Genomic DNA, 13,870 nt, shown 5'->3' with positions numbered 1-13,870 from the left:
GTCGGTTCGAAAAGCTCAGTTCGAGACCGGCAGCGCGAAGATCTGGCCGGGATAGATCAGGTCCGGGTCGCGGATCTGGCCGCGGTTGGCCTCGTAGATCAGCGTGTACTGCACGCCGTGCCCGTAGGTGGAGCGGGCGATCCGCCACAGGCTGTTGCCGGGCTGGACGACCATCGACCGGCCGTCCGGCAGGTTGGCCGGAACCTCCGACACCTGAACCGGCAGCTCGACGCGGGCGGTGACCTTGCCCGAGTCGGTGACCTGATCGGCGCGCAGCGTGTAGACGCCCGGCGCCACGGCGCGCTCCGGGCGCAGCCGCCATTGGCCGTTCGGGTCGGTGTGGGCGCTCCCGACCAGAAGATTGTCGAGATAGAGCTGCACGGCGCTTCCCGGCTGCGCCCGGCCGCCCATGGCGACCTGCCCCGAAGCGTCGTAATCCATGCTTTCCAGCGACACGCCCCCCGGCGGCGGCGGGGCCGCCACGCCGCGGGTCGCCGGGGCAGCCGGCCCCTTCGGCGCCTGCAGGATCGTGCTGCCGCCCCGTCCGTCGCCCAGCCCATCACGCGGCATGGCGACGGCCAGCGGACCCGTGGGCGCTTCGGAGGACGCTCCGCCGGTGGCCGGCGGCGGGTCGGGCACCACGACCACCACGACGCGCTCCGACGGCGTCGGCTCGGCGGCGGGGGTCGCCTTCTCCGACAGGCTCAGTTCGCGGGCGCCGGGGGACAGGGGCTGGTCGGGAAGCAGAACCCATTCGCCGCGCGCGTCGGCGTTGACGGAACCGAGCGCGCGCTCCCCGTCATGGACGGTCACCGACGAGCCCGGCGTGGCGCGGCCGGCCATCACGGTGGCACCGTCCGGCGCGACGCGCACGATGTCGAAGCGCGGACCGGCGGGCTCCTCCGCGGCCTTCGCCGGGGCGGGCGCGGTTGCCGGCGGCTTGGCCGGGGACACGCTGCCCAGCGCGACGGTTGTTCCGGACCCGGCCGTTCCGGCGCGGGAGCCCGGCGCAGACGCCGGATCGAAGGCCAGATACGCGACAACGGCGGCCGCGGCGACCGTCGCCGCACCGCCGAACAGGAGAGCTTGCTTCACCGGAGCACCGCCGCATCATTGCCGGCGGACACGCCGGCTTGCGGCAGGATAACAGATTGCGGCGGTGGAACTGAACACCGCCGATGGAGCAGACGCATAGCCGCATCGGGACCCGCGCACCGCCTTCGCGCCGCCGGGCGGCGCGGCCCCATGCTCACGCCTCCCGGCTCACTTCTCCAGCTTGGCGACCGTCTCGGAATGGCGGCCGGAGGACAGGTCCGCTGCGGAAACGCTGGTTTCCGTGGCCTGAACCGTCGTGGCGCCGCCCGCGTTCGCCTTGCCCCCGCCGGTCAGAAAGCCGACCCCCCCGCCAAAGCCGAGGAACAGGAACGTGGCCACCGAGATGGCGGCCAGGGCGTTGACGACGCGCGAATCCATAATGATTCCTCCCGATGGGCTGAAGTCCGATGTCCGGGTAGACGCCGCCCCGGCTTTGCTATTCCCTTGCATTAGGTGACCCCGCCGGGCGCACCGGAACAGTCACCGGAACGTGTACCCAACCGGCGAGAAAGGGTGAGCGATGAGAGCCCCGAATTCCGTCTGCGTCTATTGCGGCTCATCCAGCCGCGTCGCCGCTGTCCACAAGGAGGCCGCCCATATGTTGGGCGACGGGCTCGCCCGGCGGGGCATCCAGCTCGTCTACGGCGGCGGGCGCGTCGGGCTGATGGGCATCGCGGCCGACGCGGCACTGGCCGCCGGGGGGCAGGTCATCGGCATCATCCCGGAACACATCCAGGCCGCCGAGATCGAGCACACCGGCTTGACCGAACTGCACGTCGTCGACAGCATGCACACCCGCAAGCGCATGATGGTGGACCGCGCCGACGCCTTCGTGGTGCTGCCGGGCGGCCTCGGCACGCTCGACGAGGCGTTCGAGATCCTGACCTGGAAGCAGCTGGGCCTGCACGACAAGCCGGTGGTGATCGCGGATGTGGACGGCTACTGGCGCCCCTTGCTCGGCCTGATCGACCATACGGTGGCGCAGGGTTTCACCCAGCCGGCGCACCGCGCGCTGTACACCGTCGTCGATGACGTGGACGATGTGTTTGCCGCGCTGGCCTATGAACCGGAGCCAACGTTGAAGATTCCCACACAAAAGCTCTGAAAAGACCAAGTGGTAGGACCAGATCGCGCAAATTGCGCCGTTTTCAGCGCGATATCGTCTGTTTTGATGCCCCGCGGTCCTTTCTTTCGGCGGTGCCCCGGTGCTATATAACCGCCATCCGTTTCCGTCCGGGGAACCGGGGCCCGTCTTCGGATGGACGCCCCGGCCCGTGCCCTCGCACAGCGCGCCCGGCGTCCAAGCATAAGACAACCCCTACCCGTTCGGGGAGAACTCGCACCCATGACGAAGATCAAGGTAGCCAATCCGGTCGTCGAACTCGACGGCGACGAGATGACGCGTATCATCTGGCAGTTCATCAAGGACAAGCTGATCCTGCCGTACCTCGACGTCGACCTGAAATACTACGATCTCAGCGTCGAGAACCGCGACAAGACGGACGACCGGGTGACGGTCGAATCGGCCAACGCGATCAAGCAGTACGGCGTCGGCGTCAAGTGCGCGACCATCACCCCGGACGAGGCGCGGGTGACGGAGTTCAATCTCAAGAAGATGTGGAAGTCGCCGAACGGCACGATCCGCAACATCCTGGGCGGCACCGTCTTCCGCGAGCCGATCGTCTGCTCCAACGTTCCGCGCTACGTTCCGGGCTGGACCAAGCCGATCATCATCGGCCGTCACGCTTTCGGCGACCAGTACAAGGCCACCGACTTCGTCGTTCCCGGCAAGGGCAAGCTGACGATCAAGTGGGTGCCGGAAGGCGGCGGCGAGCCGATCGAGCACGAGGTGTACGATTTCCCCGCCTCCGGCGTCGCCATGGGCATGTACAACCTGGACGAGTCGATCGAGGGCTTCGCCCACTCCAGCTTCATGTACGGCCTGGAGCGCGGTTACCCGGTCTATCTGTCCACCAAGAACACGATCCTCAAGGCCTATGACGGGCGCTTCAAGGACATCTTCCAGAAGGTGTTCGACGAGCATTACGCCGCCCAGTTCAAGGCCAAGGGCCTCGTCTACGAGCACCGCCTGATCGACGACATGGTCGCCTCGGCCCTGAAGTGGGAAGGCGGCTTCGTGTGGGCCTGCAAGAACTACGACGGCGACGTGCAGTCGGACATCGTGGCGCAGGGCTTCGGCTCGCTGGGCCTGATGACCTCGGTGCTGATCACGCCGGACGGCAAGACCGTCGAGGCGGAGGCCGCCCACGGCACGGTGACCCGCCACTACCGCGAGCACCAGAAGGGCAAGGAAACCTCCACCAACCCGATCGCCTCGATCTACGCCTGGACGCAGGGTCTGGCCTACCGCGGCAAGTTCGACAACACGCCGGACGTGGTGAAGTTCGCCGAGACGCTGGAGCGCGTCTGCGTCGAGACCGTCGAGTTCGGGCTTCATGACCAAGGATCTGGCGATCCTCATCGGTCCGGATCAGCCCTGGCTGACCACCAAGCAGTTCCTCGACAAGCTGGACGAGAACCTGCAGAAGAAGATGGCCGCCTGGGCGTAACGCGCATTCCGCGTCAGGTGCGACGACGCGTCCCGGTCAAACGGGACGCCGGGTCGATGTAAGGTTGCGGCGGGGAGTTTCGGCTCCCCGCTTTTTTCTTGCCCGCGCGGCGCGATGCCGGCGCGGACCTGACGAACCGGAATTCGAGACTTTTCCCATGGCCAAGGACATCTTCCGCATCGCCGTGATCGGCGCCGGCGAAACCGGAACGCCCCTGCTGACGCAGCTTCTGGACGCTCCCTTCGTCGAGATTCTCGGCGTTGCCGACCTGGACGCCGAGGCGCCCGGCATGCGGCTTGCCCGCGCGCGCGGCGTCGCCACCACGACCGATTTCATGGACCTCGCCCGGCTCGGCTCGGCGGTGGACGTGCTGATCGACGTGACCGGCGTGCCGAAGGTGCGCGAGGCGCTGCGCCAGCACATGCAGGACAGCGGCAACACCCACACGCTGATCGTCCACGAGATGGTGGTGCAACTGATGCTGTCGCTGCTGAGCGGCCGTCTGGTGCAGTTGAAGCACGAGGTCGAGGAGTACTGACCTTCACGCCTTCCCCCGCCCCCCTTTCCTGTGAGCCGCCGCGCCACCACATCCACCCGGCGACGATGGAACAGGGGGTTTGGGACAGGTCATGGACACGAAGGACCCGGCACGGGCGTCCGCGCTGCTCAAAAAGCTGCACGGGCGCATGACCGGCGACAAGCCGACGCTGGGGGAGGTGCTGGGCCATCTCGGCGACCGCGCGCCGGGTTTTCTGCTGTTGGCGCTGGCGATCCCGGCCGTGGTGCCGACGCCGGGGCTGCCGGCGGGCCTGATCTTCGGCACGGTGCTGGCGCTGGTGGCGATCCAGATGATCGTCGGCCGCGACCGGCTGGAGGTGCCGGGCTGGATCGGGCGCCGCCGTGTGGCGCGGACCACGCTTGAAAAGATCGTGGAGAAGGGAACACCGCTGGTCGAGCGGCTGGAAGCCCGGTTGCGCACGCGCTGGCCGTCGCTGACCCGTCAGAGCGCGCTGCGGCCGCTGGGTGTTTTCCTGCTGGCGATGGGTGTTCTGATCGCCCTGCCCATCCCGTTCGGCAACACCCTGCCCGGTCTGGCGGTGCTGGTGATCGCGCTGGGGCTGATCGTGAAGGACGGTCTGGCGGTCGCCGCCGGTCTGGGTCTGGGCGTGGCGGCGGCGGGTGTCTCGGCGATGCTGATCGCCGGAAGCTGGTGGGCGATCACCGCGGCGCCGATCTGACCGGCGCCCCTCTTACGGCCGGCGATCCGGTCGCCGTGTCGGGCGGGCGCCCGCGTGAAGAGCGCCCGAAATCCGGAAATCCGGCGGAGAAATCCGGCGGAGTCTAGGCAGCGCCGACGTTGCGCTCACCGGTGTTGCGGTCCTCGTCGCGCTTCTTGCCGGAGGACGCCGGCTGGTAGGCCACCGCCGCATGCTCGGCGCAGTACGGCAGGCCGGGCAGCGAGGGCTTGCCGCAGAAATGGAAGTCCTGGTGCTTCGGGTCGCCGACCGGCCATTTGCACATGCGCTCGGTCAAAGCGAGGATCGTCGCGCCGCGGGTCGGCTTCTTCTTGATCGGCGACGGGCGTCCCGACAAGCCGAGGCGGTGCGCCTTTCCGATCACCGCGTTGCGGGTGATGTCGCCCAGGATGTCCGCGATTTCACTCGCGCTCAGCCCCTGGGCCCAGAGGTCCTTAAGCTGCTGAACCCGTTCGTCCGTCCAACTCATCCCCTGTCTCCCGTGGTCCGGTAACCGGTGACTTGGTTAACCAATATACCTTCCGACCAGACGGCCGTTTTCCATAAGGCGCAATATTTTGTGCCCAACGCCGGCCAACCTACCAGATGGCCGGATAGAGGGATAGGGGGCTCGAACAACATTCCTGTGCATAAGTCTGTGGGTGTTATGAGTTCAACGCGCCGTACACCTCCTCGGCTATGGCCGAAAGGGTCACTCGGTCGAGGTCACCCGTTACCGCCCACGCCAAACCGTTGTCCCGCCAGTAGAAAGCCTGGACGTTGCCGTCCTGGGCAAACCGGAAGGATGTGTCCGGCGCGTCGGAGGCCGGCCGGATGTACAGGGTGATGCGGCGACCGGCCGCATCCTGGTACATGAGCTGGGCCGCCGGCCCCCGGGCGTCGGACAGCAGCCGCCCGCCCACCAGATCGTAGCCCTTGTCGGCCAGCCGCGGCGCCTGCAGGGGCTTGCCCAGGCGTTTGGACAGCCAACCCACGAGATGCGCCTCCTGGTCGGCGCCGACCTCGACGGGATGGCGGACCTCCACCGCGAAGACCCGGTGCGCGGCCACCGCGTCGGCGACGAAGGCGGCGCCACCGCCGCCCACCCCGCCCGACCAACCGCGCAGCCACCACCCCCCCGCCCCTCCGGCGACGAAAACCAGCAGGATCGCCGCCGCGGCCAGCGCCGGAAGCCATCGGCGCGGGCGCACCGCCGGCCGACCCGGCGCCCGGCTGTAGGGCGGCACCAGGGCCGCCGGCAACGGCCGGTCGATCAGCGGGCCGAAGGTTCCCTGGAGCATGGCCCGCTGGGCGCGGTAGCGGTCGAAACGGCGGGCCAGATCGGGGTCGCCCGCCAGATGGCGCTCGACCTCGCCACGCCGTTCCTCCGGCAATTCGCCGTCCATCCAGGCGTGCAACTCGGCCTCGGTCACCGGAGCGTCCGGTTCGGTGTCCATCACTTGATCCTCCTCACCGCCTGCTCCGTCCCGCCGTCCAGCAGAACGCGCAGCCGTTCCCGGGCGCGGGCCAGCCGAGACATGACGGTTCCCACCGGAACCCCCAGCACCTCCGCCGCCTCGCGGTAGGACAGCCCTTCCAGCCCGGTCAGCAGAAGCACGGCCCGGTGCTCCTCCGACATCTGGTTGAAGGCGCGCACGAAGTCCCGCACCTCCGCCCGGTCGGCGGGGGCGGCGCTGAGCGCCAGATCGTTCGCCAGATCCTCCACCGGCACCTCCGGCCCGCGGCGGCGGCGCCAGCGCAGGCCGGAGACGTGCAGGTTGTGCAGGATCGACAGCAGCCAGCCGCCGAGCCGGGTGACGTCCCGCAGCGTGTGCCGGTTGGCCAGCGCCTTCTCGATGCAGTCCTGCACGAGGTCGTCGGCGTCGGACAGGTTGCCGGCCAGCGCTGCGGCGTAACGGCGCAGCCGCGGCACCTGCGCGGCGATGGCCCGCTCGTCCACTGCGCCGCTGGCTGGGGCGCCGCTGGCTGGGGGGCTGTTCCCTGGAGGAGGTTCGGGAGGCGGCTTTGGCAGAGGCATGCGGCGGCGCTCCCCTTGGAAGGATGTCCTGCCCGTCTGGACGTCCGGCCGGGGACGATTATTCCCCGACTTCGCGGCTTACGTTGCCGAAAAGCCGGACTTGCCGTCGAAGTTGCACAGGTTCTCGGTCTGGGTGAAATCCAACCCGGCGCGGGCCAGACCCGAGAGCAGCTCGACGATGTCGGGGTGGCCGACCGCCACGCCCTCCGGCGCCAGAAAGCGGCAGCGCCAATGATCGGTGCAGAAGACGCCGATGTTGCCCTCCGGCCAGACCTTCTGCGAGCGGTTGGAGATGCTGGACAGCCGCAGCGCCGGGGTCGCCACCGGCAGGACCAGCCCGGCCAGCTCGTCGGGGTTGCCGCCCGGCCAATGCAGGAACACGTCCACCCCCACCAACTCCTTCACCGCCTTGCGGCGGGGGGACAGCCGCACCCCGGACTCATAGGCGGGCCGCGCGGTGACGGCGTAGCCGACGGTGGGCAGGGTCACCGGCATCTGGCCCAACCGCTCCACCACCGCGTTCGCGAAGGCATGGGTGCCGACGCGCTGGCGGCTGACCCCGCGGTTGAAGATGTCCACGGTGTGGACGCCGTCCTCGACGGTCTTGAGCCAGGCGTTGTGGATGCGCGCCGCCACGTCGCCCTGCCCGATATGGACCAGCATCATCACGGCGGCCATCAGCAGACCCGACGGGTTGGCGATTCCCTGCCCCGCGATCATCGGCGCCGAGCCGTGGATCGCCTCGAACATGGCGCAGGCGTCGCCGATATTGGCGGAGCCGGCCAGCCCGACCGAGCCGGTGATCTGGGCGGCGATGTCCGACACGATGTCGCCGTACAGGTTCAGCGTCACGATCACGTCGAACCGTTCCGGCTGGTCGGCCAGACGGGCGGCGCCGATGTCGACGATCAGGTGGTCGGCCTTGATCTCTGGATATTCGGCGGCGATCTCGTTGAAGATCTTCAGGAACAGCCCGTCCGTCATCTTCATGACGTTGTCCTTGACGAAGGCCGTCACCTTGCGCCGGTGGTTGGCACGGGCGTAGTCGAAGGCGTAGCGCACGATGCGCTCCGACCCCGGCCGGGAGATCAGCTTGACCGACTGGATCACGTCGTCGGTCTGGCGGTGCTCGATCCCGGCGTAGAGGTCCTCCTCGTTCTCGCGAATGATGACCACGTCCATGCGCGGGTGCCGCGTGCGGACGTAGGGATGGTGCGACACGCAGGGCCGCACGTTGGCGAACAGCCCCAGCGTGGTCCGCGCGGTGACGTTCAGCGACTTGTTGCCGTAGCCCTGGGGCGTGGTGATCGGCCCCTTCAGGAAGACCCGCGTGCGGCGGATCGACCCCCAGCCGGCGGCGTCCAGCCCGCCCAGATGGCCGCGGCGGTAGACCTGCTCGCCCGCTGGCACCTCCTCCACCTTCAGGCGGGCGCCGGCGGCCTCCATCACGTGAAGCACCGCGTCGGTGATTTCCGGACCGATGCCGTCGCCGCGGGCGACCGTGATGGGGGTGGTTTCGCGCATCCATTCACTCCTGGGGGAACCCTCGAAGGAACGACGCCGGAGGGACCGCGGCGACCCTAGACGAAATCAGGCCCGGAGTTCAATGGCCGGTGCTTTTTTCCACCTGCAAAGCCGGGACCATTGATGCGGCGACTTGACGCTGATCTGCAATGCTTGCGTTTTCCCCATGGCGGCAATGGCAAAACGGCGGGGGCGTCCGCCGGGTTGGGCTTCTATCTTCCCGCACCCTTCGACCTTGCGACACGCCACGATGCTGCAATCGCTCCCCCGCGCCCCATCCAACTCGCTTCTCGAACAGGGCCTGATCCGCGCCCTGAAGTCCTTCAACGGGCTGCTGCACGTCGTCCTGGCGATCGCCCTGGTCGCGGCGAGCGCCATGGTGGTCTGGGAATTCTTCATCGAAGCCTGGGCAGCCTTCCAGAAGGACCAGCTGGCACACGGATTCCTGCACGCGCTCGGCGTGCTGTTCATCGTCTGGACGCTGTCCGCGCTGATCTCCGCGGAGGTCGACTATGTGCGGACCAACCGCTTCCACCTGCGCGTCTTCCTGGAGGTGGCGATGATCACGCTGCTGCGGCAATTGATCGTGCGCCCGGTCCAGGCGGTGGCGGGCGACGTGCAGACCGGCGACTGGTCCAGCCTGTGGCAGTACGGCCTTCTGCTCGCCGGCCTGATCACCGTCGCCATCGCCCACCGCCTGATCGGCGACGAGGACGCTTTGAAAGGCTGAGCGCACCCGGCGGCTCAGCCCTCGCGCCCCGCGGTCTGCCCCACCACGGTCTGGATGACCTCGAAGCCCTCGAACTGCGGCGGGCCGAGATAGAGCGGCTTGCGGTCCCCCGCCCCGCGATGGGCGGCGCGGAACTCCTCCGAGCGGGTCCAGGCCTGGAAATGCGCCTCCGACTCCCAGACGGTGTGGGAGGAATAGAGGCGGTGGTCCTCGTAACGCGGGCCGCGCAGCATGTGGAACTCCACGAAGCCCGGAACCGTGTTCAGATGGACCTCGCGGTTCAGCCAGACCTCCTCGAAGTCCTGTTCCGCGTCCGGACGCACGCGGAAACGGTTCATGGCGATGTACATGGCGGAGCCTCCCGAGACCATTTTTGAAGGGCCGCCCCTGAAGGGCTGACCCTCAAAGTGACGGCGGAGGCCCGCCCAGTCAACTTGACCGCATCAACCTGACCGCGTCAACCGGCCGCCGGCCGTCAGATCTCGCCCTTGGCGAGCGCGCTGTGCAGGCGTCCGATGGTGTCAGCCAGGTTGACGCCCAAATCCTTCGCCACCTTGTCCCAAGGCATGTCGGTCCAAGCGCCCTGATCCGCGCACTTCTTGCACGCGCTCCGGGTTCCCGACCCGATGTTCACTTCCTTGGGGGAGCGGACGGCCACGTATTCCTTGTATGCCTCTTCCGCAGGCTCCGCCTTCGACAGCTTGCCTTTCAGGATCTTGTCGTACAGCTCGACATTTTCGAGCGACATTTCCTGCTTGGCCATCTTGTGCAGCAGCTTGAACCAGTACGGCGACTTGAAATAGCCATCGATGGTCTTCGGCAGATCGTCGAACCGTTCCAAATCCGTCACGACGCTACCGGCGATCTTGTTCAGCGACGCCACCATGTCGGCGCAGGCTTCGGCGTAGACCGCGTCGCCGTCCTGCTTGGCCGCCTTGCCCGCCGCGTCGAGCGTGGGGATGTAGCTGCCTGCCGCGGATTGGAAGGCACGGGCGTGCTTCTGCGCATCCTGCACGGTCGTGGCGGCGTCGTAGCTCTTCAGCGCGCCTTCCAGGCCGGTCGCGCTGATCTTGCTGAACAGCTTGCCGAAACGGCTCTTGGGATCGGGCTTCTTCTTGCCCGTCGTCTTCTCGAAGCGGTCCTTCGCCTTCTTCCAGGACGCCAGATAGGATTTCGCCACGGTACCCCTCCATTCGAACGCGAATGGCCGTGACGATAAAAACGGGATTTCGGTCCGGCAAACGCCGTTCGGTCCGTTCAGGATGAGAATGGGCGGGGGTGCGCTTCCTCGCACACCCCCGAACCATCCTTACGCGGCGCGGATGCCGGCCAGGAAGCGCTCCACCTCGCTCCGCAGGACCTCCGACTGGCGGGACAGCTCGCCGGCGGCGCCCAGCACCTGGGTGGCGGCGGAGCCGGTCTGGGTGGCGCCGTCGCTGACCTCGGTGATGTTGGTGGTCACCAGATGGGTGCCCTGAGCGGCCTGCTGCACGTTGCGGGCGATCTCGCCGGTCGCCGATCCCTGCTCCTCCACCGCCGAGGCGATGATCGTGGCGATCTCGCTGATCGTGCCGATGGTGTCGCCGATCCCGTTGATGGCCGCCGCCGCCCCGCCGGTGGCCTCCTGCATGGAGGCGATCTGGGAGGCGATCTCCTCGGTCGCCTTGGCCGTCTGGTTGGCGAGGTTCTTCACCTCCGACGCCACGACGGCGAAGCCCTTGCCGGCCTCCCCAGCGCGCGCCGCCTCGATCGTCGCGTTCAGCGCCAGCAGGTTGGTCTGGCTGGCGATGTCGGTGATCAGCTTCACCACATCACCGATCCGCTGCGCCTGAGCGACGAGGCCCTGGACGCGCTCGTTGGTCTGCTGCGCCTCGCCCACCGCGTGGCTGGCGATGGTGGTGGAGCGCGTCACCTGACCGCTGATCTCGTTGATCGACGCGCTCAACTCGTTGGTCGCCGCGGCGACGGTCTGCACGTTGACCGACGCCTGCTCGGCCGCAGCCGCGGTGCTGGCCGCCTGCCCCTTGGTCTGGTCGGCGGTCGTCAGCATGCTCTGCGCCGTGGCCTCCAGTTCCGTGGCGGCGGAGGCGACGGTGCGCAGGATGCCGGAAACGTTGCGGTCGAAGGACTGCACCAGTTCCTCGACGGCGTGGGTGCGCCGCTCCTTGGCCCGGCGCTCGGCCTCCTCGGCGACCCGCATGCGCTCGCGGTCCACGGCGTTGTCCTTGAAGACCGCCACGGCCTTGGCCATGCCGCCGATCTCGTCGCCACGGCCGAGGCCCGGCACCGTCACCGAGGTGTCGCCGGTCGCCAGCCGCTCCATGACGTCGGTGATCCCGGCGATCGGGCGGGAGATGCCGACGCGCGCGACCAGGACGCTCAACGCCAGCGCGCCGAGGCCACCACCGATGCCGACGACCATCATGAGCGTCGTCATCAGGCTGTTCACGGCGCTCAGTTCATCGTTGGCCTGGGCGATCCCCTGCATGTTGCGTTCGGAGGCCTTCTCCATGAACTGGCCGAGCTTGCTGCGCAGCGCGCGGGCCTCGGGGGTGTCGCCGTGGTCGCGCGCCTTGTCCGGGCCGGCCTCCATCCCGAGGCGGGCGACCTCGTTGCGGTGCAGGACGAACGCGCGGGCCGTCTGCTGGACCTCGCCGAAGGCGACCTTGTTTTCCGGCGGCTGCAGAGTCTCCAGCTTGCCCATGAGCTTTTCCAGCTCGCCGGTGGCGCCGAGGATGTTCTTGGCGTAGGGCGTGGCGTCCGCCGTTCCGTCCGCGGCGTAGATGCCGCGGCTGTCCATGACGACCTTATAGATCAAAGCGTTGATCTGCTCGTTGATCAGCGCCCGCCGGGACCAGTTCTGAATTTGGTCGAACTTGTCGTCGTAGGTCTGCATTCCAATGGAGCCAACACCACCAATGATAGCGGCCACCACTCCCAGGATCGCGACAACGCTGTAGATTTTGCCGCTGATGCTGATGCGCGCAAGAAGACCCGCCATTTTCCCTGACCCTCATCGACTGCATGCTGTGAACAAGAAGCTTCATGTTCATGAATGCAATCGTATGCATTCAAGGTAGAATGATTTGCAATATCCGTTTGCTAGGCAATGTTGCCCGGAAGCCGCAAAAATGACGATCAATGTTTAAAACAAACGAAAGCCTGACCGCATTTGTATCGTATAGAGATACCGATTAGAGGATTGTTCAGATACTTAACTCTGCGACTCGGGCCTCTTGTTTCTTCAAATGCCCAGAAATTCGTTCAATTACTGAAACAGGCCATTATAAAGGCGCGCATCCGCAAAACACAATCTCAGCCAAAGATTGCAAACTGATCTTGAGCGGACTGTTGACGCGCCCTTCGGCGCTTTGCCCGACAGAGCTGTCACAGGCGTGACGCATCGCGCCGGCGGACGCGGCTTCACGCCGTCCGTTTCCACGAAACGCAATCGACCGTCGAAGGCGGTGGCTGGACCGCGCGTTACCGCACCAGCTCGCGCATCGCGGCGTCCAGGCCCTGCAAGGTCAGCGGGTACATGCGGCCGCCCAAAAGCCGCTGCAGCATGCGGGTACTCTCAGTGTAGCCCCAGCGCGATTCCGGCGTGGGGTTGAGCCAGACGGCGCGGCTGTAGACGGACAGCATCCGCTGCAGCCAGACCTGCCCCGGCTCCTCGTTCCAATGCTCGACGCTGCCGCCGGCATAGGCGATCTCGTAAGGGCTCATCGCCGCGTCGCCGACGAAGACCAGCTTGTAGTCGGCGGGATAGGTGTGCAGCACGTCCCAGGTCGAGGTGCGCTCGTCGTGGCGGCGCTTGTTGTCGCGCCACACGCTCTCGTAAACGCAATTGTGGAAGTAGAAGTGCTCCAGATGCTTGAACTCGCCCCGCGCGGCGGAGAACAGCTCCTCGACCAGCCGGATGTGGTCGTCCATCGAACCGCCGATGTCGAGGAACAGCAGCACCTTCACTGTGTTGTGCCGCTCCGGCACCATCTTCAGGTCCAGCCAGCCGGCGTTGCTGGCGGTGGCGCGGATGGTTCCGGGCAGGTCCAGCTCGCTGGCCGCCCCGGTGCGGGCGAACTTGCGCAGGCGGCGCAGCGCCACCTTGATGTTGCGCGTGCCGATCTCGACCTGATCATCCAGATTTTTGAATTCCCGCTTGTCCCACACCTTCACGGCGCGGCGGTGCCGGGATTCCTTCTGGCCGATGCGCACGCCCTCCGGGTTGTAGCCGTAGGCGCCGAAGGGCGAGGTTCCGGCGGTGCCGATCCATTTGGAGCCGCCCTGGTGCCGCCCCTTCTGTTCGGCCAGCCGCTCCGCCAGCGTCTCCAAGAGTTTCTGCCAGCCGCCAAGGGCTTGTATCTGCGCCTTCTCCTCGTCGGTCAGGAAGCGTTCGGCGAGCTTGCGCAGCCATTCCTCCGGCAGGTCGACCACGGGAATCTCGTCGCCCCCGGCGCCCTCCGCACCTTCCAGCCCCTTGAAGACCTGCCCGAACACGCGGTCGAAGCGGTCGAGATTGCGCTCGTCCTTCACCAGACAGGCCCGGCTGAGGTAATAGAAGTCTTCGACGCGGAAGTCGGCGACGCCGCGCTTCATGGCCTCCATGAGCGTCAGGTACTCGTTCAGCGAGACCGGCACGCCCGCCTTGCGCAGTTCGAAGAAGAATCCCGTGAACATG

The 13,870-nt window shown here is 67.2% G+C and carries 14 protein-coding genes and 1 pseudogene; 5 read left to right on the top strand and 10 right to left on the bottom strand.

All coding sequences use genetic code 11. The features are described from left to right. Nucleotides 1-15 precede the first annotated feature (15 nt). A complete protein-coding gene (locus ACWPN7_RS22985; RefSeq protein WP_451992426.1) occupies nt 16-1,095 on the bottom strand; it encodes a LysM peptidoglycan-binding domain-containing protein in 1,080 nt (359 codons plus the stop codon). A 168-nt stretch (nt 1,096-1,263) separates the two neighbouring features. After that, the gene (locus ACWPN7_RS22980; RefSeq protein WP_038526946.1) at nt 1,264-1,473 is read right to left on the bottom strand and encodes a hypothetical protein; all 210 of its coding nucleotides are present in this window, start codon (nt 1,471-1,473) and stop codon (nt 1,264-1,266) included. A gap of 142 nt (nt 1,474-1,615) precedes the next feature. On the opposite strand from ACWPN7_RS22980, the gene ACWPN7_RS22975 reads away from it, so the two are divergent. From ACWPN7_RS22975 to ACWPN7_RS22960, 4 genes and pseudogenes are all read left to right on the top strand, one after another. Continuing rightward, entirely contained in the window at nt 1,616-2,200 is a 585-nt protein-coding gene (locus ACWPN7_RS22975; RefSeq protein ID WP_459196442.1) for an LOG family protein, read from the top strand. 240 nt (nt 2,201-2,440) lie between these two features. Beyond that, nucleotides 2,441-3,665: pseudogene (locus ACWPN7_RS22970) on the top strand (NADP-dependent isocitrate dehydrogenase). A 157-nt stretch (nt 3,666-3,822) separates the two neighbouring features. Then, nucleotides 3,823-4,203: an oxidoreductase gene (locus ACWPN7_RS22965; RefSeq protein ID WP_038526937.1), complete on the top strand. Its 381-nt coding sequence runs from the start codon at nt 3,823-3,825 to the stop codon at nt 4,201-4,203. 91 nt (nt 4,204-4,294) lie between these two features. Then, nucleotides 4,295-4,903 (top strand): exopolysaccharide biosynthesis protein, encoded by a 609-nt coding sequence (locus ACWPN7_RS22960; protein ID WP_014240941.1) that lies wholly within the window; start codon nt 4,295-4,297, stop codon nt 4,901-4,903. A 103-nt stretch (nt 4,904-5,006) separates the two neighbouring features. Here the strand turns inward: ACWPN7_RS22960 and ACWPN7_RS22955 are convergent, their stop codons facing one another. From ACWPN7_RS22955 to ACWPN7_RS22940, 4 genes are all read right to left on the bottom strand, one after another. Beyond that, the gene (locus ACWPN7_RS22955) at nt 5,007-5,390 is read right to left on the bottom strand and encodes a GcrA family cell cycle regulator (RefSeq protein ID WP_014240942.1); all 384 of its coding nucleotides are present in this window, start codon (nt 5,388-5,390) and stop codon (nt 5,007-5,009) included. A gap of 175 nt (nt 5,391-5,565) precedes the next feature. Continuing rightward, on the bottom strand, nt 5,566-6,357 hold the full coding sequence (locus ACWPN7_RS22950; protein ID WP_459196441.1) for an anti-sigma factor family protein: 792 nt from the start codon (nt 6,355-6,357) through the stop codon (nt 5,566-5,568). Further along, a complete protein-coding gene (locus ACWPN7_RS22945; RefSeq protein ID WP_459196440.1) occupies nt 6,357-6,938 on the bottom strand; it encodes a sigma-70 family RNA polymerase sigma factor in 582 nt (193 codons plus the stop codon). Before ACWPN7_RS22945 ends, ACWPN7_RS22950 begins: the two co-directional genes overlap by 1 nt. A 78-nt stretch (nt 6,939-7,016) precedes the next feature. After that, nucleotides 7,017-8,462, bottom strand: a complete 1,446-nt coding sequence (locus ACWPN7_RS22940; RefSeq protein ID WP_459196439.1) for an NADP-dependent isocitrate dehydrogenase — start codon at nt 8,460-8,462, stop codon at nt 7,017-7,019. A gap of 250 nt (nt 8,463-8,712) precedes the next feature. On the opposite strand from ACWPN7_RS22940, the gene ACWPN7_RS22935 reads away from it, so the two are divergent. Then, entirely contained in the window at nt 8,713-9,192 is a 480-nt protein-coding gene (locus tag ACWPN7_RS22935; protein WP_349593580.1) for a phosphate-starvation-inducible PsiE family protein, read from the top strand. A 14-nt stretch (nt 9,193-9,206) separates the two neighbouring features. Here the strand turns inward: ACWPN7_RS22935 and hmuQ are convergent, their stop codons facing one another. From hmuQ to ACWPN7_RS22915, 4 genes are all read right to left on the bottom strand, one after another. Beyond that, the gene (gene hmuQ, locus ACWPN7_RS22930) at nt 9,207-9,542 is read right to left on the bottom strand and encodes a heme-degrading protein HmuQ (RefSeq protein WP_459196437.1); all 336 of its coding nucleotides are present in this window, start codon (nt 9,540-9,542) and stop codon (nt 9,207-9,209) included. 125 nt (nt 9,543-9,667) lie between these two features. Continuing rightward, nucleotides 9,668-10,372 (bottom strand): hypothetical protein, encoded by a 705-nt coding sequence (locus tag ACWPN7_RS22925; RefSeq protein WP_459196436.1) that lies wholly within the window; start codon nt 10,370-10,372, stop codon nt 9,668-9,670. Nucleotides 10,373-10,501: 129 nt separating this feature from the next. Next, nucleotides 10,502-12,193: a methyl-accepting chemotaxis protein gene (locus tag ACWPN7_RS22920; protein ID WP_456521561.1), complete on the bottom strand. Its 1,692-nt coding sequence runs from the start codon at nt 12,191-12,193 to the stop codon at nt 10,502-10,504. A 482-nt stretch (nt 12,194-12,675) separates the two neighbouring features. Next, nucleotides 12,676-13,869, bottom strand: coding sequence for a vWA domain-containing protein (locus ACWPN7_RS22915; protein WP_349618686.1), 1,194 nt, complete (start codon nt 13,867-13,869; stop codon nt 12,676-12,678). Nucleotide 13,870 lies beyond the last annotated feature (1 nt).

This window comes from Azospirillum sp. UENF 312511 (assembly GCF_058780635.1).
This window is presented reverse-complemented; position numbering and strand designations above follow the sequence as displayed.